The sequence below is a fragment of the Streptomyces sp. CA-210063 genome (genome assembly GCF_024612015.1).
Taxonomy (GTDB): Bacteria; Actinomycetota; Actinomycetes; order Streptomycetales; family Streptomycetaceae; genus Streptomyces.
Map to the genome: position 1 here is coordinate 10,715,955 of NZ_CP102512.1, position 20,876 is coordinate 10,736,830.

The 20,876-nt window shown below is 68.1% G+C and carries 23 protein-coding genes and 2 pseudogenes; 14 read left to right on the forward strand and 11 right to left on the reverse strand.

Annotated elements, in window-relative coordinates; all coding sequences use genetic code 11:
• The 3 genes from JIX56_RS46820 to JIX56_RS46830 are packed head-to-tail and all read right to left on the reverse strand — an operon-like array spanning window position 1 to window position 3,415.
• Window positions 1-1,473, reverse strand: coding sequence for a class I adenylate-forming enzyme family protein (locus tag JIX56_RS46820; RefSeq protein ID WP_257550486.1), 1,473 nt, complete (start codon window positions 1,471-1,473; stop codon window positions 1-3).
• Window positions 1,474-1,509: 36 nt separating this feature from the next.
• Window positions 1,510-2,433, reverse strand: a complete 924-nt coding sequence (locus tag JIX56_RS46825; RefSeq protein WP_257550487.1) for an alpha/beta hydrolase — start codon at window positions 2,431-2,433, stop codon at window positions 1,510-1,512.
• A gap of 7 nt (window positions 2,434-2,440) precedes the next feature.
• A complete protein-coding gene (locus JIX56_RS46830) occupies window positions 2,441-3,415 on the reverse strand; it encodes an enoyl-CoA hydratase/isomerase family protein (RefSeq protein WP_306819928.1) in 975 nt (324 codons plus the stop codon).
• A 260-nt stretch (window positions 3,416-3,675) separates the two neighbouring features.
• On the opposite strand from JIX56_RS46830, the gene JIX56_RS46835 reads away from it, so the two are divergent.
• Complete coding sequence (locus JIX56_RS46835; protein WP_257551528.1) at window positions 3,676-4,359, forward strand: TetR/AcrR family transcriptional regulator; 684 nt, start codon at window positions 3,676-3,678, stop codon at window positions 4,357-4,359.
• Window positions 4,360-4,393: 34 nt separating this feature from the next.
• Here JIX56_RS46835 and JIX56_RS46840 read toward each other — a convergent pair whose 3' ends face one another.
• On the reverse strand, window positions 4,394-5,290 hold the full coding sequence (locus JIX56_RS46840) for an SDR family oxidoreductase (protein ID WP_257550489.1): 897 nt from the start codon (window positions 5,288-5,290) through the stop codon (window positions 4,394-4,396).
• A 106-nt stretch (window positions 5,291-5,396) separates the two neighbouring features.
• On the opposite strand from JIX56_RS46840, the gene JIX56_RS46845 reads away from it, so the two are divergent.
• The 4 genes and pseudogenes from JIX56_RS46845 to JIX56_RS46860 form a co-directional block, all read left to right on the forward strand.
• A complete protein-coding gene (locus tag JIX56_RS46845; protein ID WP_257550491.1) occupies window positions 5,397-5,894 on the forward strand; it encodes a winged helix-turn-helix transcriptional regulator in 498 nt (165 codons plus the stop codon).
• Between the two features lie 109 nt (window positions 5,895-6,003).
• On the forward strand, window positions 6,004-6,537 hold the full coding sequence (locus tag JIX56_RS46850) for an SRPBCC family protein (RefSeq protein ID WP_257550493.1): 534 nt from the start codon (window positions 6,004-6,006) through the stop codon (window positions 6,535-6,537).
• The gene (locus tag JIX56_RS46855) at window positions 6,537-7,598 is read left to right on the forward strand and encodes an LLM class flavin-dependent oxidoreductase (protein ID WP_257550495.1); all 1,062 of its coding nucleotides are present in this window, start codon (window positions 6,537-6,539) and stop codon (window positions 7,596-7,598) included. The genes JIX56_RS46850 and JIX56_RS46855 overlap by 1 nt, the downstream gene beginning before the upstream one ends.
• Before the next feature lie 169 nt (window positions 7,599-7,767).
• A pseudogene (locus JIX56_RS46860) lies at window positions 7,768-8,565 on the forward strand (dihydrolipoyl dehydrogenase family protein); the annotation flags it as partial.
• Window positions 8,566-8,885: 320 nt separating this feature from the next.
• On the opposite strand, the gene JIX56_RS46865 reads toward JIX56_RS46860, so the two are convergent.
• Complete coding sequence (locus JIX56_RS46865; RefSeq protein ID WP_257550497.1) at window positions 8,886-9,941, reverse strand: aldo/keto reductase; 1,056 nt, start codon at window positions 9,939-9,941, stop codon at window positions 8,886-8,888.
• 185 nt (window positions 9,942-10,126) lie between these two features.
• On the opposite strand from JIX56_RS46865, the gene JIX56_RS46870 reads away from it, so the two are divergent.
• On the forward strand, window positions 10,127-10,735 hold the full coding sequence (locus tag JIX56_RS46870; protein WP_257550499.1) for a TetR/AcrR family transcriptional regulator: 609 nt from the start codon (window positions 10,127-10,129) through the stop codon (window positions 10,733-10,735).
• Between the two features lie 380 nt (window positions 10,736-11,115).
• Window positions 11,116-11,364, forward strand: coding sequence for an IS110 family transposase (locus JIX56_RS46875; protein ID WP_257550501.1), 249 nt, complete (start codon window positions 11,116-11,118; stop codon window positions 11,362-11,364).
• Here the strand turns inward: JIX56_RS46875 and JIX56_RS46880 are convergent.
• Window positions 11,320-12,408: an IS630 family transposase gene (locus tag JIX56_RS46880; RefSeq protein WP_257550503.1), complete on the reverse strand. Its 1,089-nt coding sequence runs from the start codon at window positions 12,406-12,408 to the stop codon at window positions 11,320-11,322. The genes JIX56_RS46875 and JIX56_RS46880 overlap by 45 nt on opposite strands.
• Before the next feature lie 103 nt (window positions 12,409-12,511).
• Here JIX56_RS46880 and JIX56_RS46885 point away from each other — a divergent pair, with 103 nt between their 5' ends.
• Window positions 12,512-13,126: a plasmid pRiA4b ORF-3 family protein gene (locus JIX56_RS46885; RefSeq protein ID WP_257550505.1), complete on the forward strand. Its 615-nt coding sequence runs from the start codon at window positions 12,512-12,514 to the stop codon at window positions 13,124-13,126.
• Between the two features lie 117 nt (window positions 13,127-13,243).
• Window positions 13,244-13,507 carry a hypothetical protein gene (locus JIX56_RS46890; protein WP_257550506.1) on the forward strand — a complete coding sequence of 88 codons (264 nt, stop codon included), beginning with the start codon at window positions 13,244-13,246 and terminating at the stop codon, window positions 13,505-13,507.
• Window positions 13,508-13,582: 75 nt separating this feature from the next.
• Here JIX56_RS46890 and JIX56_RS46895 read toward each other — a convergent pair whose 3' ends face one another.
• The gene (locus JIX56_RS46895; RefSeq protein WP_257550508.1) at window positions 13,583-14,017 is read right to left on the reverse strand and encodes a hypothetical protein; all 435 of its coding nucleotides are present in this window, start codon (window positions 14,015-14,017) and stop codon (window positions 13,583-13,585) included.
• Between the two features lie 32 nt (window positions 14,018-14,049).
• On the opposite strand from JIX56_RS46895, the gene JIX56_RS46900 reads away from it, so the two are divergent.
• Window positions 14,050-14,373, forward strand: a complete 324-nt coding sequence (locus JIX56_RS46900; protein WP_257550510.1) for a hypothetical protein — start codon at window positions 14,050-14,052, stop codon at window positions 14,371-14,373.
• A 6-nt stretch (window positions 14,374-14,379) separates the two neighbouring features.
• On the opposite strand, the gene JIX56_RS46905 is transcribed toward JIX56_RS46900, so the two are convergent.
• A complete protein-coding gene (locus JIX56_RS46905) occupies window positions 14,380-14,670 on the reverse strand; it encodes a hypothetical protein (RefSeq protein ID WP_257550512.1) in 291 nt (96 codons plus the stop codon).
• A 49-nt stretch (window positions 14,671-14,719) separates the two neighbouring features.
• Here JIX56_RS46905 and JIX56_RS47780 point away from each other — a divergent pair, with 49 nt between their 5' ends.
• The 4 genes from JIX56_RS47780 to JIX56_RS46920 all read left to right on the forward strand — a co-directional run bounded on the left by JIX56_RS47780 (window position 14,720) and on the right by JIX56_RS46920 (window position 18,014).
• The gene (locus JIX56_RS47780) at window positions 14,720-14,989 is read left to right on the forward strand and encodes a hypothetical protein (RefSeq protein WP_306819958.1); all 270 of its coding nucleotides are present in this window, start codon (window positions 14,720-14,722) and stop codon (window positions 14,987-14,989) included.
• On the forward strand, window positions 14,962-15,432 hold the full coding sequence (locus JIX56_RS47785) for an ATP-binding protein (protein ID WP_306819957.1): 471 nt from the start codon (window positions 14,962-14,964) through the stop codon (window positions 15,430-15,432). Before JIX56_RS47780 ends, JIX56_RS47785 begins: the two co-directional genes overlap by 28 nt.
• 486 nt (window positions 15,433-15,918) lie before the next feature.
• Window positions 15,919-16,725, forward strand: coding sequence for a methyltransferase (locus tag JIX56_RS46915; RefSeq protein ID WP_257550514.1), 807 nt, complete (start codon window positions 15,919-15,921; stop codon window positions 16,723-16,725).
• The gene (locus tag JIX56_RS46920) at window positions 16,725-18,014 is read left to right on the forward strand and encodes a salicylate synthase (RefSeq protein WP_257550516.1); all 1,290 of its coding nucleotides are present in this window, start codon (window positions 16,725-16,727) and stop codon (window positions 18,012-18,014) included. The genes JIX56_RS46915 and JIX56_RS46920 overlap by 1 nt, the downstream gene beginning before the upstream one ends.
• A 173-nt stretch (window positions 18,015-18,187) precedes the next feature.
• On the opposite strand, the pseudogene JIX56_RS46925 reads toward JIX56_RS46920, so the two are convergent.
• The 3 genes and pseudogenes from JIX56_RS46925 to JIX56_RS46935 form a co-directional block, all read right to left on the reverse strand.
• A pseudogene (locus JIX56_RS46925) lies at window positions 18,188-19,066 on the reverse strand (transposase); the annotation flags it as partial.
• Between the two features lie 135 nt (window positions 19,067-19,201).
• The gene (locus JIX56_RS46930) at window positions 19,202-19,759 is read right to left on the reverse strand and encodes a GNAT family N-acetyltransferase (protein WP_257550517.1); all 558 of its coding nucleotides are present in this window, start codon (window positions 19,757-19,759) and stop codon (window positions 19,202-19,204) included.
• Between the two features lie 746 nt (window positions 19,760-20,505).
• Window positions 20,506-20,739 (reverse strand): hypothetical protein, encoded by a 234-nt coding sequence (locus JIX56_RS46935; protein WP_257550519.1) that lies wholly within the window; start codon window positions 20,737-20,739, stop codon window positions 20,506-20,508.
• Window positions 20,740-20,876: the final 137 nt, after the last annotated feature.

Sequence of the window (20,876 nt, forward strand, 5' to 3'; positions counted from 1 at the left end):
TCAGGACGGAGCCGAGAGTACGGTGTGGCCGGCACGCAACGAGACCTTGTCGATCTTGCCGACCGCGTTCTTCGGGATGGCTCCCACCACGAAGAACGCGGTTGGGCGCTTGTAGCCGGTGAGGCTGCGCGCGCAGAGGGCTTTCAGTGCCGACGGCTCGACGGTCGACCCCGGTCGTGGCTGGACGTAGGCGACAACCACCTCTCCCCACTTTTCGTCGGGTACGCCGATCACGGCGGCCTCGAGCACCGACGGGTCGCCTGCGAGCACGTCCTCGATCTCCTTGGGGTAGATGTTCTCTCCGCCACGGATGATCATGTCTTTCGAGCGCCCGACCAGGGTCAGATAGCCCTCGGCGTCGAGGTGGCCCACATCGCCCGTGTGCAGCCAGCCGTCGACGATGACTTGGGCCGTTTCGTCCGGACGGCCCAGATAGCCGCGCATGACGTTGGGGCCCCGCACGGCGACTTCTCCGTCCTTGCCCGGTGTCACTTCGCTGCCGTCGGCGCCGAGGATCCGGATCTCCTGGCCGGGGAAAGGAAGTCCCACGGTTCCGGCGCGTCGAGGGCCGTTGACGGGGTTGATGGTGGAGCCGCAGGTTCCTTCGGACAGGCCGTATCCCTCGATGAGGGGGAATCCGTAGCGGGACTCGAACCGGGTCAGCAGTTCGGCGGAGGCGGGGGCGGCGCCGCAGACGCCGAAGCGTAGCGACGATGTGTCGGGCCGGACGTGGTCCGGGAGTGCCGCGAGCATGCTGTAGATCGTCGGCACCGCGCTGAAGAAGCTGGGGCGCTCCTGCTCGACGAGATCGAAGAAGGTACGGGGATCGAACCGGCCCGCGATGACGACGCTCGCGCCCACGAGCAACGGCAGAAGGACGCTGACCACGATGCCGTTGACGTGGAAGAGCGGCAGGATCAGCAGGCACCGGTCGGCCGGCCCGACCTCCAACGCCTGGCGCCCCATCTCCACCATCGCGTCGATGTTGGCGTGGTCGAGCATCACGCCCTTGGGCACCCCGGTCGTACCGCTGGTGTAGATGAGCAGGGCCAGCGTGGCCGGGTTCAGAAGCGGTGCCTGATCCGGCTCTACCGTTCCTTCGTACAGTTCGCCGACGGCGAGTACGGCGATACCGTGCGCCGCTACCGCCCCGTCGTCCTCGACCACCAGCAGGCGTGCACTGGAGTCCTTGAGCTGTCGGACCACTTCGACGTAGGTCATGCTCGGGTTGACCGGTGTGATGGTGGCGCCGAGCCGCCAGGCGGCGAAGAGCAGGACGACGAACTCGACGCGGTTCGTCAGCTTGAGGGCGACGACATCACCGGGACCGATTCCGTGGTCCTGGAGCTGACGCGCTGCCATGCGGACCCGGCTCAGCAGCTGCGTGTTGGTGAGGGACTGGTGCCCGTCGGAGACCGCGGCCCCGTGGGGGTCGAGCTCGGCACGGCGGTCGGGCAGGGAAGCGAAGTTCATGGCGAGGCGTACCTGTCTCGGTGTGATGCGATCCGGTCAGGGAGTCGATGCGGCGGGTGCCGGGTGCAGCTGGCGGGTGAGGAACTCGATCTGGTCGCGGACCAGTTGCTCGAAGGCGTCGCCGGTGTAGAAGTCGAAGTGGCCGGCGTCGTACCTCTTGATCTCTCCCCGGGGCGCGGTGGCCGCGTACCGGAGGGTCTGGGCGGGGGGTGTGACCGAGTCGGTGTTGCTGACGCAGAAGAGGATCGGCATGGTGACCTTCTTCGCCGCACGCCCGGGCCGGTAGGCGGCGATGGTCGGGATCACCCGTGCCGCCACCTCGTTGCGGAACGTTGTCCCGGGCGGCTGCAGCGCCTGGTATCCGGGCAGTGCGTCCGGGGCGTTCATGAGCGCCGGTGAACCGGAGGCGGCGGCGATGGGAACCATCGCGGGCGCCCTGCCTCGGACCCTCGTCGCCAGATCCCGGGCGAGCACGGGAGTCATCCTGAGTGAGGCGAGCGGGCCCAGTGCGAGCGCGGAGGCGAGACCGTCGGTGAACGGGCACTGGGCCACGGCCGCGCGCAGTTCGGGATGGCGTGAGGCGACGGTGATGGCGTGGCCGCCGCCGAAGGAGCTGCCCCAGACCGCGACACGGGAGCGGTCGACGTCATGGCGGGCCTGGACGTAGGCGAGGGCGGCATCCCAGTCGACGAGCTGACGCTTGATCGACAGAAGCTGGCGCGGGTGGCCGCCGCTGTCGCCGAAGTGCCGGTAGGTGAAGGCCACGGCGGCGATGCCGGCCTGCGCGAAACGCTCGGCGAAGGCGTCCAGGCGCATTTCACGGGTGGCGCCCAGGCCGTGCCCGAGGACGACGACGGGCGGGGAGGTGACGCCCGTGGGGAGGTAGAACCACCCGGCACAGGTGCTGTCGCCGGCGGGGAACGTGATGTCGTGACGGGTGAAGGAGTGCGCGGTGGTCATCGCCGGCTCACCGCCGCTTCGTCTTCGTCGAGCGGCGCCCGGGCACACTGCCCGCGGCGAGCGCCTGCGCGTAGGTGTCCGGCCGGTAGAGCGGGAGTTCGCCGGTGGCGTCCGTCGTCTCCATGTAGTCGAGCATCAGTTCCTGCCCCTCCTTCGACATGACTCTGGTGAAGAACTCGGCGCGTTCGACGTGCAGGCCGTCCTCCAGCGACATCGAGCCGCCGAAGTACACCGACCTCTTGGCGGCCGCGACCGAACCCTTGGACCGCTTGCCGAAGTGCTCGGCGAGTTCGACCGCCTGGGCGACGACCTTGTGCTGCGGAACGACCTGGTCGACCGCTCCGTTGGCGAGAGCCTCCGCGGGCGTGAACGGCTTGCCTTCGAGGATCGCGGCCAGGGACCGGTGGGTGCCGATGAGGCGGGTCAGCCGCTGGGTGCCGCCTCCACCCGGGATGATGCCGAGGAGGATTTCCGGCTGGCCGATGAAGTAGTCCCCGTCGGCCATGACCCGCAGATCGCACGCCCAGGCGAACTCGGCGCCGAGGCCGAGAGCCGAACCGTTGAGGGCGGCGACGAAGAGGACACCGCTGGCGTTCATCCGGAGGAAGGTCGTGTGCAGACGCTCCAGTTGGAGGGCTCCCCGCATCGGGGTCCTGCGCATGACGGGTCCGAGGAGACGGGACCGGTCCACATGCTTCGCCATGCGCACGACGGCGGCGGCACCGCGTCGGCCGACTGTGGGGCTCGCGGCGCCCTCTTCCTGTAGCCACCGGACCGTGGCATGGCTGATGAACCGCTCGGGATGCGCCCCGGTGAAGACGACGGCACGGATGCTCGGATCGCGGTCGGCCCCGGCCACCACCTTGTCCAGCTGATTGGCGATGTCGAGGCCGAATTCCTGGTGCGGGCCGCCGTCGACCCGGACGATCATGACGGCCCCGCGATCTTCGATCTCCAGATGGCCCTTGTCTTTGTACGGCATGAATCTGCTCCCGTGCTGAGTTCATGGGGGTGGGAAGTGCGTGGGACAGCCGCGGATGCGTGTCGCGGCGATGGGGTCGGTTTTCGCCCCAACGGGCTGGGTCCGCACAGGCGGCACGAGACTGGAACAGCGCGTGATGACGCGTTCAAGGACGGACGCGTGTATCCGGGACGGCACGTCACGTGCGATGTGTACTATTGCCGTGAAGATTTACATAACCAAGTTATTTTGAGCGTGTCAATGCTGGAGGCGTGCGAGACATGGCAGGGCGGGCGAGGCTTGACGATGCACCGGAACGGCTTGTGCGGGCGGCCATCGGTCTGCTGGCCGAGCAGGGGCCGTCGGCTGTGAAGGCGCGCACGGTTGCTTCCGCGAGTGGACTGTCGACGATGGTGGTCTACAGCCACTTCGGTGGGATCCCCGAGCTGATGAGCGCTGTTGCCGACCATGGGTTCAAGGAACTCGGCAGGGCGTTCGCCCGGGTACCGGTGACGGAGGACCCGATCGCGGATCTCTTCGCCATGGCCTTGACCTGTCGTCGGCTGGCCCGCGAGAACCCTCACCTCTACGACCTGATGTTCGGGCTGTCCACCCGGGCGACGTACCGGCCTCTGTCGGATGCGGACCTTCGTCGGAGTGGGCATTCCCCGGCCTTTCGCGAAGCCCACGCTCATGTCGCTGCGGCCTGCGAACGGCTCGTGCACTCAGGCAGGGTCGAGCGGCAGGAACCCGAGGTCATGGCCGCCCAGTTGTGGAGTTTCGTGCACGGTTACATCACCCTTGAACTGGCCGAGCATTTCGTTGAGTTCGATGACGCCGTGATGCAGGTGCTCCTGCCGATGGGCGTTAACTTCTCTGTCGGGTTGGGTGACAAGCGTGAACGTGCCGAGGCCTCGCACGAGGCCGGCGCGCGCCTGTACGACTCCATCCTCCAAGGCGAGTGAGAAGCCGGGCGGTTGGGTGCAGTCCCGCGGGCGGCTAGGACGACCTGGTCCCCGCACCACGGGCATGGGTACCCGGCGTGAGCTGGTTATGCCTTCCCAGCGCCGCGACCTCCCGTTCGAGGGACGGAACCGCCCGGGCCGCGAAGCGTCGCGCCCAGGGCCAGGCCAGCGGTGAATTCAGCGCTCCCTTCGCCCAGTTGGCCACGGCGACCGCGCGCGGCACGTACACGCGGCTGCGTCGGCGCACGAGCCCGTCGACGATCGCGGCGGCAGCCCGGTCGGCGCTCGTGGTGACGTTGCCCGGATAGGGCAGCCGGTTGCGCAGGCCCTGGAACGAGGGGAGGTCCGCCTCGGCGCCCCGGACGAGGTCGGTGTCGATCCAGGAGGGGTGCACCAGGCCGACCGTGACCCCGAGATGTGCCACCTCCTGGCGATAGGTCAGGGCGAGCAGTTCGGCCGCCGCCTTGCTCGCGCCGTACGAGGCCATCGCGGCCAGCGGCATGAACGACAGCGCGGACGCCACGACCAGCACGTGACCCCGGCTGCGCTCCAGATGGGGCGTCGCGTACTTGAGGGTGCGGAAGACGCCGTTCAGGTTGATGTCCATGACCCGCTCGAACGACGCCTCGTCCGTCTGGCGCACCGTCCCGTACGCCACGACCCCGGCGTTGGCGACGACGAGGTCGATGCCGCCCATGATCTCCGCGGCTTCATCGATCGCCGACCGTAGAGCCGCGCCGTCACGCACGTCGGCCTCGCGCCAGGCGGCGGCGGGGCCCAGGTTCGCGGCGAGGTCGCGCAACCGATCGGGTTCCAGTCCGATCACGGTCACATGAGCGCCTCGCGCGGCAGACAGTCGGGCCACCTTCTCGCCGATGCCGCGTGCCCCTCCGGTGACAACCAGCTTTCTGCCCTGCAAGTCACGTTTCATGGCGGCAACATAACTTCGTTATTGATGGAACACAAGAGACCGCGCACCGGCCGCTGCTCGAGTTACCTGCTGGGTCTCATGACTGGACGAACCTATGCTGGCAGTCATGAGACGGACATCCTTTGCGCAGTGGCCCTGCTCGATCGCGCGGACCATGGACCTGCTCGGGGACTGGTGGACGCCGTTGGTGCTGCGTGAGGCGTTCTACGGGATCAGGCGGTTCGACGCGTTCCAGGAGTCGCTCGGCATCGCCCGCAACACGCTGGCGGACCGGCTGCGCCGGCTGGTGGAGGAGGGACTGCTGGAGAAGCGGCCGTACCAGACGGAGCCGGTCAGGTACGACTACGTGCTCACCGAGAAGGGGCGCGACTTCTTCGGCGTGCTGCTGGTGATGAACCGGTGGGGAGACCGCTGGCTGGCCGGTGAGGCGGGCCCGCCGGTGGCGATGCGGCACGAGGTGTGCGGGCAGGAGACCCATGCCGAGGTGGTGTGCGACGCCTGCGGCGAGCCCATGACCGCGGACAACACCCGCCCCCGGATGGGCCCCGGCTATCCGTCACATTTGGCCGAGCGACCGGATGTGCGGGAGCGATTCGCGGGCTGAATCGGCAGTCCTGTGGTGGCCATGGCACCCTTGACAGCTAAGTCTATCTACGCAACTTTACTGTTCAGGTGCTCACGTGAGCGTTCTTGGCGGGCAGGAGGATCGGGATATGGAGTGGACGGGCGCACGCTATGCGGACAAGCCGACGGTGGAGGTCCACACCTGGATCGCCGCCGCGTCGGCACACGTGTGGGCGCTGGTGTCCGACATCGAGGTGATGCCGCGCATGAGCCCCGAGCTGCGGTCGGTGCAATGGCTGGACGGCAGGTGCGGCCCCGCGCTCGGCGCCCGGTTCGTCGGCCGGAGCAAGCACGAAGCGTTGGGGGAGTGGACCACCACGTCCCACATCGTCGAGTACGAGCCGCCGAGGAGGCTCGCCTGGGCGGTCGAGGATCCGCAGCACCCGACGGCGATCTGGCGGTTCACATTGGAGCCGCAGGACGGTGGCACTCTGCTGCGGGAATGGATGCAGATGGGCCCGGCCCGCTCGGGTCTCTCCTTCGCAATCGACCGCATGCCGGAGAAGGAACAGAAGATCGTCTTCGTGCGCATGCGGGAGTTCGAGACCAACATGACCTTCACCCTCGGAGAGATCAAAAAGCTGGCCGAGAGCGCCCGAACCTCGGGCGAGGCGGGTCTGTGATGCGTACCTCCACCACCATCGAAGCCTCCGGGGGCGACTGGCGGGAGATCGTCGACTACGTCACCGAGGCGGAGAAACTCGGTCTGGACATCTGCTGGGTGGCGGAGGCGTGGGGCTCCGAGGCGCCCTCGCCGTTGGGCTATCTCGCCGCGAAGACGGAGCGCATGCTTCTCGGATCGGGAATCATCCAGCTCGGCACCCGCACTCCGACGGCCATAGCCCGCGCCGCGATCACACTGTCGCAGATTTCCCAGGGGCGCTTCCTCCTCGGGCTGGGCCCCTCCGGACCACAGGTGATCGAAGGGCTGCACGGCGTGCCCTTCGCCCGGCCGCTGTCACGGATGCGCGAGACCGTCGAGATCGTTCGGCAGGCCGCCACGGGGGAGAAAGTCTCCCACTCCGGGCGTGAATTCCAGATCCCGCTGCCGGGTGGGGACGGCAAGCCCATGCGCCTGTCCATGCGCGCAGAGCATGACATCCCGGTCTACCTGGCCACCCTCTCGCCGAAGATGCTGCACCTGACCGGTGAGATCGCCGACGGCTGGCTGGGCACCAGTTTCGTACCTGAAGGCGCCAAGGAAGCGTACTTCGACCACCTGGACCGGGGCCTGGCCAACGCCGGTCGTACGCGGGCCGACCTCGACATCTGCCAGGGCGCCGAGGTCGCCTTCGCGGACGATGAGGACGCGCTGCGCGCGATGGTGGCCGGACGCAAGAAGGAACTGGCCTTCAGTCTCGGCGGCATGGGCTCCGCGACCACGAACTTCTACAACAACGCCTACAGCCGCCAGGGATGGGCCGAGGTGGCGGCCGAGGTTCGCACCCGGTGGCAGGCCGGGGACCGGGACGGCGCGGCCGGTCTGGTCACCGACGAGATGGTGCTGGCGACCACGCTGATCGGAACCGAGGACATCGTGCGCGAGCGGCTGCGCGTGTGGCGCGACGCCGGTGTCGACACCGTTCGCTTCTATCCCGCCGGCGAGACCCTCGACGCCCGACTCGCCACCCTGGGTCGGGCCATCGACCTGGTTCGCGATATCGAGGAGGAGGCGGCACGGTAGCGACAGGCCATGCCGGCCGAGGTGGGTCGCCCTGCACCGACGCAGTCCACCAAGCGCCGGTTCAGGTCAACCACGGGCGCTGATGCCCTCGGCCGCCAGGCCCGACATCAGCAGGTGATCGCCCGGAACGTCCGGGTCAGGGCGTCCTCCCGGTCCGCCGCAGCGGCGATTGGAGTTCCTGGACCGGATCGCCCCACTGGAGGACGCCGAGGTCTCCGCCGAACTGGCCAAGCAGTACCGGAGGTTGGGCATCGACGTCCTCACCTCCACCCGCGTCGAGTCCATCGACGAGTCCGGCCCGCAGGTCCGCGTCACGGTCACCGGAAAGGACGGCGCCCAGCAGATCCTGGAGGCGGACAAGGTCCTGCAGGCGATCGGCTTCGCGCCGAACGTCACCGGTTACGGCCTGGAGAACACCGGCGTGCGCGTCACCGAGCGCGGCGCGATCGACGTCGACGGCCGCTGCCGCACCTCCGTTCCGCACATCTACGCCATCGGCGACGTCACCGCGAAGCTGATGCTCGCGCACGCCGCCGAGGCGATGGGCGTCGTCGCCGCCGAGACGATCGCGGACGCGGAGACCATGGAGCTGGACTACGCGATGATCCCGCGCGCCACCTTCTGCCAGCCGCAGATCGCCAGCTTCGGCTACACCGAGGCGCAGGCGAGGGAGAAGGGCTTCGACGTCCAGGTCGCCAAGTTCCCGTTCACCGCGAACGCCAAGGCACACGGCCTGGGCGACGCGACCGGCTTCGTGAAGCTGATCAGCGACGCCAAGTACGGCGAACTCCTCGGAGCCCATCTCATCGGCCCCGACGTCACCGAACTCCTCCCCGAGCTGACCCTGGCCCAGCAGTGGGACCTCACGGTCCACGAGGTCGCCCGCAACGTCCACGCCCACCCGACGCTGGGCGAGGCGGTCAAGGAGGCCGTCCACGGCCTCGCGGGCCACATGATCAACATGTAGCGGGGTGCTCGACGCGGCGGGAACAGGGCCCGTTGGTGCTCGGATCGGTTTCGCGACCTCGAGCGGCCAAGGGGCCCTGATCCCTTGTTGGGGAGATCCGAGGTGGTGGCCGAGGAAGATGCCTCGTGAGCCCTCGTCCTGGTCGTGGAGCCCGCTCGGTATAGCCGAGACACCGTCGTCAATCGAGCGACACGATGGGGCTGTGACACCTGGCGGTGACGTGGCGCGGCCAGGCGAACGGCTCCGCCCCGAATTGTGCGCACGATGCGGGACGGAAGGGGCGTCGACGGCATGGGGCCGCCCGCGGCAGGATCCGCAGCTCAGGCCGCGGGCACTGCGGGCTGGATGACGAGGGAGGCGTCACCGCCCTGGACGGCGTCTCGGGCGCGAGCGGTCGCCTCGTGGGGCACTCCGAGGGGGATTGCGCTGACGTCCGACAGGCGCGCGAACTGCTTCGGGGCGAGCTGGACGTCCAGCGCGCCCAGATAGTCGTCGAGCTGGATGAGGCTGCGCGGGCCGATGATCGGCACGAACGAGGTGGACGCCCGGGCGGCACGCTCACGCAGCCAGGCCACCGACACCTGGGCGGGCGTCGCGCCGGTCTCCTCGGCGATGGCCAGGACGGTGTCGACGACGGCGGTCTTCTGGTCGGTGCTTTCGGTGTGCACGAGCGTCTTCAAGTCGCTCAGCCGTCCCTCGGTGCTGCGGCGGTACTTGCCGGTGAGCAGTCCGCCGCCGAGCGGAGACCACAGGGCGGCGCCGAGGCCCAGGCTCTCGGCCATCGGCAGCAGCTCGCGGTCGGGGGTCCTCTCGACGAGGCTGTACTCGATCTGGATGCCCGTGACCGGTGCCCAGTTCTTGAGGTCGGCGAGGGTGGCGGCGCGGGAGACACGCCATGCGGGGAAGTTGGACAGGCCCGCGTGGAGGATCTTGCCGGAGCTGACCAGGTCGTCAATTCCGCGCAGAATCTCCTCCATGGGGGTGAGGTCGTCGGGGAAGTGGACCCAGTACAGGTCGATGTAGTCGGTGCCGAGGCGCTTCAGGCTGGCCTCCAGCGAAGTGACCATGTTCTTGCGGCTGTTGCCCGTCTTGGAGATGCCGGGCTGGGGGCCGGCCCCGTTGGTGAACTTGGTGGCCAGGACGAAGTGGTCCCGGTCGGCGGCGACGAACTTCCCCACCAGTTCTTCGGACTCGCCGAACTGGTAGCCGTCCGCGGTGTCGAGAAACGTTCCGCCGGCTTCGGCGAACCTGTCGAACATCCGGCGCGCTTCGTCCGGCTCGGCACCGGCACCCCAGCCGGTGCCGAAGTTCCCCGTGCCGAGTGCGTACTCGGAAACGCGCAGTCCGGTCCGTCGTCCAAAGGTCGTGTAACGCATCAGGTCTCCTTGGTGCTGATCTCGCATCGACGGCTGGGGCGGACGGTGGCGGGTCCGGCGCCGGCGAACCACCCATCCGCGTACCGCGGGATGTGGGGCGTGCGTAAGTAAGATGATCGGTCTACTTAAGCCTCCACCGTAGCTGCCCTGCCTGGCTTATGTAAAACGATCGGTATCCTTAGGGTGTGACCGAATCTCACCCCGTGCGTCGGCGGCGAGGGCGTGGTGCCCGGGAACGGATCCTGAAGGCGGCGACCCAGCTGTTCACGGCGCAGGGGATCAATGCGACCGGGATGGACCAGCTGTCGACCGTCGCCGAAGTGTCGAAACGCACTCTCTACACGCACTTCCCGAGCAAGGACGAGCTCGTCGAGGCCTACCTGCAGTCCTTGGTGGACGATCTCCTGCCCGCCTCCCCGTCATCCGCCCAACCGACACCGAGCCTGCGTGAGCAACTCCTCGGCGTCTTCGACTGGGAGCTGCCGCAAACCACCGCTCCGTTCCGGGGATGCCCGTTCCTGAACGTCGGCGTCGAAGTACCGGACCCCGGGCATTCCACCCACCAGCTGGCCGCGGCGTACAAGAGGGAGTTCGCCCGCCGCCTCACGGACATCGCACGGCGGGCCGGGGCCGCAGACCCGGAAACTCTTGGTGAGCAACTGGCACTGCTCTTCGACGGCGCGGCCGCACGCGGCACCGTACTCAACAGCAGCGACACCGGTGCGTGCGCGCGATCCATAGCAGAGTCGTTGGTCGATGCCGCCCTCGCCGACGCCGACCCGGCATCCCTGTGATGACGTCGGCAATCTGTCTTGCGAGCCGTCACCATCCGTGACGAACGGCAAGGCGGCCGACGGCCTCGAAGTCGCTGACCGGGAATGCGCGTGGCTCCGAAACACCGGACTGCGGGCGGCCGGCAGCCCATGCAACGGGGCAGGCGCGGACTCAGCAGGAGCAGTACATGGCCGAAACGATCGTCCGTAACGTGCTGCAGGGCGCCGGCTGGGGTGACTCGTGAACCGCTTGCCGAACTATGGCTCTCCCGGGGTGTGTTCCCCATCCGGTGCCCGTCCGCGGCCTGCCTCAACAGAGGCGTGACCCGGCTTGGCTGGTTCCGGAAGTCGGCGTGTCGGCTGCGGATCTCCTGCCGTCCCGTCCTGAGGAGCCGCAGCCGATGATTCTGCTCGGCGTCGACCCGCACAAGTCCACGCACACCGCCACCGCGGTGGATCCGACGGCCAATCGGCCGATCTCCACGATCCGGATCGAGGCCACCCTGGGCGACTACCGCAGGCTGCTGGCCTGGGCCCGGAAATGGCCCGAGCGACGATGGGCCGTGGAAGGCGCCGATGGCCTGGGGCGGCACTTGTCCCGGTGGCTAGTGCAGCGCCGCATTGATCTTGCGAGGGTCATGCGGCTTTGAGTGGGGTTCCGTCGTAGGTCCAGCGGAACGGGCGGGCCTCGTCGTCGTAGGCGAGCGTGAAGTCGCGGATCTGGTCGATGAGGTCCTGGCGCGAGGTGAACTCGCCGCGTCGCAGCAGCCGGCGGGCCGGAATCGAGAAGAAGATTTCGACCTGGTTGAGCCAGGAGGCGTGTTTGGGTGTGTGGTGGACGGCGAACCTCGGGTGCGCTGCCAGCCAGGCCGGGTCGCCTTGGAGACATGGGAGGACCCGTTGTCGAGGACCAAGTGGATGGTCAGGGCCGGGTCGATGCTCTGATCCAGCAGTCGCAGGAAGCGGATGAAGGCGGCCGAGTCGTTGCGGATGATGTCCTCGACCAGGACCTGGCCGGTGTGCACGTCCAGGGTCGCGATTATGGAGGCGGTGCCGTGGCGGCGGTACTCGAACTCGCGCCGCTCGATCTGGCCGGGCTTCACCAGGCGGGTCGGGTGGCGGCGGGAGCGAGCCTGCATCGCGGTTTTCTCGTCCACGCTGAGCACCACCGAGTGCGGTGGGCAGAGCAGGTAGAGGCTGCAGACTTCGGCGGCCCTGGCGTGGAAGTCCGGGTCATCCGGGCGGGTGAGCCAGCCGCGGACCAGGTGGGGCTTGAGGTCGAGGTCGGCCAGGATCCGCCCGACCTGGGACGCTGAGATCCCGGTGGAGGCCAGGCGATGGGCGATGGCGCGGTGAGTCCAGTGGCTGTCGGTGGCGGGCTGTGCGGAGGTGACGGTGGCGACGATGGCCAGGTGCACCTCGGGTCCGTAGCGGCGGGAGCGGCCCGCCCGGGGCCGGTCCTCCAGCCCGGAAAGGCCCTCGGTACCGAATCGCTTACGCCAGCGCCGTACGGTGTCCAGATGCACGCCGAGGGCGCGGGCGATGGCCGCGTTTGTGTCACCCTCTGCACAGGCCAGCGCGGCTCGGGCCCGCTGCACCCGGCGCAACGGCGCGGTCCGCGAACGCGTCAACTCTTCCAGTACTTTGCGCTGTTCACCGTCCCAGGCCACCTGGAACGGACTTGCCACCGGCACGTGCCCCCACCCCTTCGACTCCATGCATCGCGGTGATCATTGTGGTGGGAAGGGGCACACGTCCCGCCAGGGCAGGGCGAGCGCGGGTGGCAGGATGGCCGCCATGGCGAACAGCAGGAGCGCGAGGCCGAACTCGCGGACGGCACCGGGTCAGACCGCACACAAGATCAAGATCACCTTGCGGGACTCCCGGCCTCCGATCTGGCGCCGCTTGGAGGTGCCGTCAGGCATCACCTTGCGCGAGTTGCACGACGTCATCCAGGCTGTCTTCGGCTGGGAGGACTACCACATGTGGGCCTTCGAGAGCGGACGGGACCGATACGGCGTCGCTGACCGCGACCTGGGCATCCGCAACGCCGCCTCCAAGCGGCTCGGCCAGGTGGCTCCCCACGTCGGCGACCGGCTCCGCTACACCTACGACTTCGGCGACGACTGGGAACACGACATCCTTGTCGAGGACGTCACCGCGCCGGAGGCCGGCACCGCCTACCCCCGATGCCTCACCGGCCGCCGGGCTTGCCCGCCTGAGGACTGCGGCGGCATCTGGGGATACGACTACCTCATCGAGATCCTTGCCGACCCCCGCCACGAAGAACACGAAGACCGCCTGGAATGGCTGGGCCTCGACTCTGCCGACCAGTTCGACCCCGCAGCCTTCGACGCAGCTCAGGTCAACTCCGCGCTATCCGCCCTCGCGACCGTGCTCGTCAAGAACTGACGCATCACCGCCCGCCGTCAGCAGCCCGCCTCGCCGCTGACGGCAGGGCACATGCCCCCGCAAGATCAATGCGGCGCTGCACTACTGGACACAGCACCTACCGAGGACACTGATGCCATGCGCATCGATGAGACTGCCAAGGTGACGGCCACCAGGGCCGGAGCGGCCTTGGCGGCCGTCATCGCCTCCCCGGTCCTCCTTGTGGCCGGGGCTCACCTGCGCAGCCGCTACGTACGCTGGATCTACCGCGACGGCGCACCGGCCCCAGTCGACAAGGAACACGGCCAGGTCAGCGTCCACTACCTCGCCGTGACCAGCACCATCGTGGAGTGGCTCTGCACACCCTCCCAGGCACTGGCATCACGTGTCCGCCGCAACTGACCACGCGGCTGGTCCGAGAGCAGCAGACCTGTCCGAATGCACGGGGCTTGGCCACGATCACTGGCTCCGTTGTAGTCATGTAGGGCACTCGCCCCAGTCGAACGTGAACTGGCCCGTGGAGCTATCGCGGCTGACGTTGCAGCGGACGGGCGCCAGAGAGAACTCCGCTGCCACCCACCCGGCGATCGCCGGAGCAAGGGCCGCCTCCGCGTAGTCAACCTCGACGATCTGCAGCGTCCGGACTGAGATCAGGACGTAAGGACTGGTGTCGACGAGCTCGACGCCGCCGGTTACTTTGCCCAGGCCGAGCCGCAACCAGGCAAGTTCGCGTTCGTTGAGTGCCAGCCGGTTCCCGTAGTAGGCGTTGTTGACTTCGGAAGCGTCCAGCCAGACCCGGTCGCTGACGCGGGCGCCTATGGTCGGCGGGGTCGTCAGGCGGGTGGCCTCGGCTGCGATCCCGAGAAACAGCCCGAAGCCGCTCTTCTGTACCTTGAATCGATAGGTCCGCATTCGCCCTCATCGTATTCGCCCTCATCGCGTTCGTGGGCATCGGCCCCGGAGCGGGCCGCTGGCTCGAGGAAGCCGGACCCGCCGGCGCCACCGGCATCCGCGCCAAGACGGCCCGCGCGGTTGAGCTGGCCACCGTCCTGGGCAACGACAAAGTCGACCAGGCCCTCGGTCTGGCGGCCACGGCCGGGTGCTTCGCCGACGACGACCTGCTCTCGGTCCTGGGACACATCGCGGACAGCAAGTCCGCTGGCGAGGTCGTCCGCGCGGACGAAGCCCACTCCGTCCAGAACGGAACCATCGGCTGGCAGGCCCTCGGTCAACCGTCACCCGTCCCCAGGGAATTGACGGCCGGCTGACCGCGGTCAGTCCCCGACGAACCACAGATACCGGTGCCCGTTCTGCTGGAGGACCTGGCACAACTCGCGGGTCTGCCCGACCCAGTCACCGCCGCGAGCGGCCGGGAGCCGGTCGAGTTCCGCCAGCAGCAGCGGCACCTGCCGGTGGTTGAAGACCGCGTCGCCATACGGGTCCATGGCCCAGAGCATCGGAAACTCCGCCGGGTCCAGATCCGCGAATGCAGCGGTCCACTCCACACCACCCTGGGCCCGGGCCACGACGTTCCCGCGGTCGCCCCGCACCGACATATTGATCATCCGCCGAACCTATCGGCGCTCACCCCGACCGACGAAGGAATTGACGACCATGACGTTTCCCCAGGCCCCGGCGCTGCCCGAGGAGCTCGACAAGCTCATGCGCCGCATGCGCCTGCCCTACATGCGCAAAGCGGCCCCGGACGTCCTGGCCACCGCCCGAGCCCAACGCTGGGACCCCGCCGAGGTCCTGCGGCTGCTGATCGCCGAGGAGGTCACCGGCCGCGACGCCGCCACTCGGCGAACTTCCCCACCGGTAAGACCCTGGGCTCCTGGCGGGCCGAGGACTCCACCATCCCCGAACCCACCCAGAACTCCCTGATCACCCTGGAGTGGATCGGCCGCGCCGAGAATTTGGTGATCGCCGGCCCGTCGGGGACGGGCAAGAGCCACTTCACCGAGGGCCTGGCCCAGGCCGCGATCGAGAAGGACCTGCGGGTGTCCTGGTTCACCCTGGAAACGCTGAGCGCCGCGATCGGGAAATCGAAGGTCGACGGGTCCACCGCACGGACCGTCGCCCGGATCTGCCGCGCAGACCTCATCGTCATCGACGACATCGGCCTGCTGCCTGTCGGGGAAGACGCCGCCGAGACGTTCTACCGGATCATCGACGCCGCCTACGAACGCCGGTCCATCCCGGTGACCAGCAACATTCACCCCTCGGGCTTCGACACGATCATGCCGAAGACTCTCGCGGGCGCGAGCACCGATCGCCTCATGCCACGCTCACCTCGTGACCACCACCGGCGACTCACACCCGCCTAGCCGAGGCCCTCACCGGGAAAGGAGTGGTCCCCTTGAACTGACCCCCACCCCCAGGAGCACCACCGGCCACACACCTGGGTTTCTGATGGCCGCCAGCCTGGACACCCAACGGCCACCCACCTGGGCATCCCAATGGCCGTTGACAGGTTGTCACCCCGCTGACCCGCCGTGACCAGCAACGACAACGGCTTCTGGCTCTGCTCGCAGGCCGCCACCGTCCACGAGCCCGGCCCGCAGGCGGCAAGGCGGCCCGATCACTGCCCACGCGGCATCGGATGCATAGGGAACATCCCTCACGAAATGAGATGGATGCGCGCGATGGCGCCGCCGTAATGCTGTCATGCGCCCCCGCTGATTCGGATGGGCCGTTGCCTGATGGGCATGGCGTTACGGGAGGCACGGGCCCCTGGGGCCTGCAGCGATTTGGTGTCTCTTGCATCGTGACCGTGTGAGGGCACTGCCCCCTTCTGCGCATTGAGGAATCCTGTGTCCCGTTACCTCTTCGACAGTGCCGACGTTCATGCCGTCGGCCGTTTCACCGTTCTGGAGAATTGCTATGACCCTGTTTCCCGGTGCCAGTTGGAGCTGACCGGGCTCGCCAGGGGTTGGAGATGCCTGGAAATCGGCGGGGGGAGTGCATCGTTGGGCGACTGGCTGGGTGAGCGTGTGGGGCCGCAGGGCGAGGTGACAGTCACCGAGCTCGAACCGCGCTGGGCCGCCTCCCGGCAGCGCCCGGATCACGTGCGCCTGCTGCGGCACGACGTCGTCCGTGACCCGCTGCCGGGAAAGGACTACGACCTTATCCACGCCCGGCTGGTGCTGCTGCACCTGCCGCAGCGGATCGAGGTGCTCACGCGGCTCGTGGCGGCCCTGCGGCCGGGCGGGTGGCTGGTGCTGGAGGAGTTCGACTGCGGCTGGACGCCGGTACTGGCTGCTCCCGACGACGCGTCGGTGCTGTTGTTCGACCGGGTCCACACGGCGCTGATGGGCCTGCTCGAGAAGGCCGGTGCCGATCCGCTGTGGGGGCGGCGGGTGCTGGGGGCGATGGCGGTTGCCGGGCTGCAGGAGCTCACGGCGACCACGTACGCCCAGGCGTGGCCGGGTGGGGGTACAGGCATTGCCCTGCACCGCCACAACACCGACCAGGTCGCCGACCGGCTGGCCGCATCCGGCGTGAGCGCCGGTGACCTGGATGAGTTCCGGGCGCTGTTGAAGCGCCCGGAGTTCGTCGTCAACTCCTACCCGCTGATCAGTGCGCGGGGCCGTCGGCCGCACGAGAAGGAAGTGCCGTGATGACGCGCAACACCTACCTGGAAGTGCGCCTGCCGCTGCAGGAAGATCCGCTGCTGCTGATGGCTCGGCTGGTCCGCAGTGGCCTGTTCGACCAGTACGTCGTGTATGAGAACGGTTCCGGCTGGTCCCTGGCCGGCGACGTCCTGGCTTCAGTCCGGCTGAGTGGACACGAGGCCAGGGACCTCGGCAAGGTGGGGGCGCGGCTCGCAGAGGTCCCGGTGGCGGGCTGGCGGGCCTACGGCTGGGTGAAGTTCGAGCTAGGAGCTGTGCTCGCCGGAGCAGACCCGGAAAGCATGGAAACCTTGCTAAACCTGATCGTGCCATCGGACGAGCTGCGCTGCGACGCAACACACGTCCTCGTACGTTCCTTGACCGCCGAACGGCTGGATCTGCTCGTCGACCACGTGCGGGAAGGGGACGCCGAGGTCCCGCCGGTACCGGCCGGGCGGATTGCGCTGCCCCTGGAGGACACCGGCACCTACGAGGCGGCGGTTACGGCAGCCCTGGTGGAACTGCAGGGGCAAGGCCCGCTGGAGAAGGTGATCCTCTCCCGGCGGGTTCCAGTACCCGGGGAGGTGGATCTGGTCGCCAGTTACGTCGCGGGGCGGCGGGCCAACACCCCGGCCCGTTCGTTCCTGCTCGACCTCGGCGGTATCCAGGCGGCCGGGTTCAGCCCGGAGACGGTCGCAGAGGTCACCACTGATGGCCACGTCACCACCCGGCCTCTGGCCGGCACCCGAGCCCGGACGGGAACGGCCGGGAACGACGCCCGGCTGCGCTCTGATCTCCTCGGCGACCCCAAGGAGATCCACGAGCACGCCATCTCCGTCAAACTCGCGCTGCAAGACCTCGACGAGGTATGCGAAGACACCAGTGTCAGCGAGTACATGACCGTCCTCGACCGAGGCTCCGTCCAGCACCTGGCCTCCACCGTCACCGGCCGCCTCCTCCCTGGCCATGGCTGCTGGGACGCGTTCGCGGCCCTCTTCCCCGCCGTCACCGCCACCGGCATCCCCAAAGCCCAGGCGTATCCCCTCATCCGGGCGCTCGAAGGCAATCCCCGCGGTCTATACGCGGGCGCGGTCCTGACCTGCGACGCCGACGGCACACTCGATGCAGCCCTCGTACTGCGCAGCGTCTTCCGGATGGGCGGCCAGTCCTGGCTCCAAGCCGGGGCCGGCGTCGTACGGCAGTCCCAGCCCGAACGCGAGCACGAGGAGACCTGCGAGAAACTGCGAAGCGTCGCCCACCATCTCGTCCCCTCTGACCCCACCGCCAGGAATCCCTAGGGTCGGTGGCTGTCTTGTCTGAGAAGGAACTGCGGCGACGGGCCCGGCGCTGCTTCTGATCCTGTCCGGCGTCCCGCACGGTGCCGGCCCCGGGACGCCATCAGCCTGCTGGTTTCAGTGCTGGTTCAGTCGGCCGGGGTGTAGGTGATCGGCTCGTTCGGGCAGGCCGCGGCCAGGGTCGCGTGCAGCCGGTCCCATGCCTGCGCGGTTGCCTTCCCGAAGAGCCGGGTGTCCGTGACAGTCGTGGCCTGCCCGGTGCCCCAGGTTGTGGGGTCGCCGAAGACGAACTCGCCGCCATGCTTGGGCGGCCGGCCGCCCTTGGGGTTGGCCAGGCTGAACTCCTTGCGGGAGGGTGTCGGACGCCGCATCACCCGATCTGAACGCAGCCGGCCGAGGATCTCGACGGGCAGGTCACCCAGCAGATGAGCAATGCGCGGAGCGTCGTATCCCGCGTCCAGCACAACCAGGACCTCTGGATCATCCGGTCGCCACTGGCCGGCGACGACGAGCCGCTCGACGACCTCACGGATCTGCACCGTGGTCACCGCGGCGACGTCGGCGCCGGGTTCCAGTCGGACCGCGTCCAGCACCGCCGTCCAGGACGTGCGGCCAGTCTCCAGCGCGGCCACCACCGAGTAAGGCCAGCCGGGCACCATCTGATGCTTGCCCTCACCTCGGCCGAACGTGTGGCAAAAGGCCCGGTCAGCACACGTGTTGGCGTCCGGTCGCAGCCACGGCGAGACATCCACCGCCAGCACGAGCCGGCCATCTGCCGCCCTCGGCAGCGGCACCCCGACCAGGGCATGAGGCAGCCGGGCGACGTCGACCCGGCCCTGGTTGAGTCCGCCGTACAGAGCTCCGTGACCACGGCGATGTTCAGGCGCGAGCGCGAGATCGACCAGCGTCCGCACCGGCCCGTCCGTGCACAGCAGCGCGTCGCATAACTCGAACAGCGCGTCGCCTCGTGCGGTCAGACACGAGTACAGCTCCGACCGGAAGTGTGACACTTCCGCGAACGCATCCCGCAGGACGCCCTGATGCACCAAACTCACGACCACGGCCTTCGCGCTGTTTCTATGCCTCTGTGACGGAGCACAGGATCAGACGAAGGCCGCCTTCACGTCCACTGAACTGCGAAAATGCCGATCAAGTTCGAGTCTCGTTCGGCACATGACCTGGGCGGCGGCTCACAGTTCGCTCACCGAGTGGAGCTGGGCAAACTCGTCAGCGAGCATGCCCATCATGACCAGATCGTGGTGCCGACCGGCGAAGAACACGTGATCGCGCAGACGGCCCTCCTCGACAAAGCCGAGCCGTCGATGAAGTGCCAGCGATGCCTCGTTGTGTGCGAAGATCCGCGCCTGGCATTTGTGATAGCGCCGCTCTGCGAACATGAAGCGCAGCAGCATGACCACGGCTTCTGCCGCGAAACCTTTGCGCCGATGTTCAGCGCCCATCGTGATGCCGTATTCGAACCAGCCCGCACGTGGATCAGCGTGGTGCGAGCCGACAGCACCAACTATTTCACCCGTGTCGACGGCTTCGATTGCCAATCCGAAGCCGTCGCCATCGGACTTGGCAACTGCCTGCTCCTTCGCCCAAGTACGGAAGCTCTCGGCGGAACGAGGCGGTTGCAGCAGGTCCCCCAACCGCTCCTCGTCCACGGCGAAGCGCATGAACGCCGTCCAGTCCTCAGGCTCGATACCGCGCAGACGTACCCGCTTGCCAGTCCAAAACGATGTCATCCCCTATTCGATCACGCAGCAACGTGCGAAATCCAGACATTCGCCAACCCCTGAAACCCCTTGTGACCTGGCACTTCAAGCTGGCCAAGCTAGGGCCGCGTTTGGCCCCGGACGTTAAACGACAAGCTGATTATCTACCGTCCGCGTCATAGGGCGGGGATGGACGGTTCCAGACGGCGTCTGACCGGCTGACAACCTTCTGAAGTTCGCGGGCACTTCGGGGTGATATGGCCTGCATCACGGTGTCGAGGAGGGTTCGGGATTCGAGGGGGTTGCCGCAGCAGTACCAGTGCACGTTGCCCCACTTGTAGTCGTGCCACAGATCCCGCTCGGGCTGGTGGACGTAGTTCTTCCACAGGCCCACAGCCGTGCTGACGTCGCCTGGCTGCAGATAGTTGCGGGTGTGCTCGAGACGGGCGATCTCGGACAGTGCACGCGAAGACAGGCCGTCGATGACTGGCCTTGCACCCGTCGTCCGGTGGCTGGCGGGGACGCCGGCACGGATCTGTCCTGGTCGTCTACGCGGCATGGACCCTTCGGTTCGTCGTCATGCGGTACATGGTGCCACGGTCTCGAATGGCGTCTCGAACGGATTCGCTCGCATGGGGATTCGCCGGACGTGGGGGCGGCCTTCGTCTGATCCTGTGCTCCGACCAAGGTGCACGCGACCGAGACGAAGGCCGTGAGGCACCGCAGCGCCGCTGGTGCCGCGGCAACTCCTCATCCTCCGTCCGGTGCCGTCACGCTCAGCGGTTACTGGACCCGCCTGCGTTTTCTGGGCGTGCGGTTCGAGGTGACCGGGTGTGGTGCTCGGCTTGCCGGTACAGGGCGGCGATATCTGCGGCCAGTTCGGGCTGGTCGCTGAGGTTGACGTTGCCGGGGTCGGCCGCGTGGGCGACGAGGCCGAAGAGCTGGTGGACGGCGTTGGCGAGACTGGTTGCCTTGCGGCGGGGCGCGTTGAGGTCGGAAGCGGACTGCACGGCGGGGCTGTCGCGGAGTGCGGCTTCTGCGGTGGCGGCTTCACGGAGCCGCTCGGGCCAGGTGCTGCGCGGCAGGGCGATGCCCCGGGCCTGGCGGCTGCCTCAACCGCCCTAGGTGAGCGGTCAGTGCGCTCCTG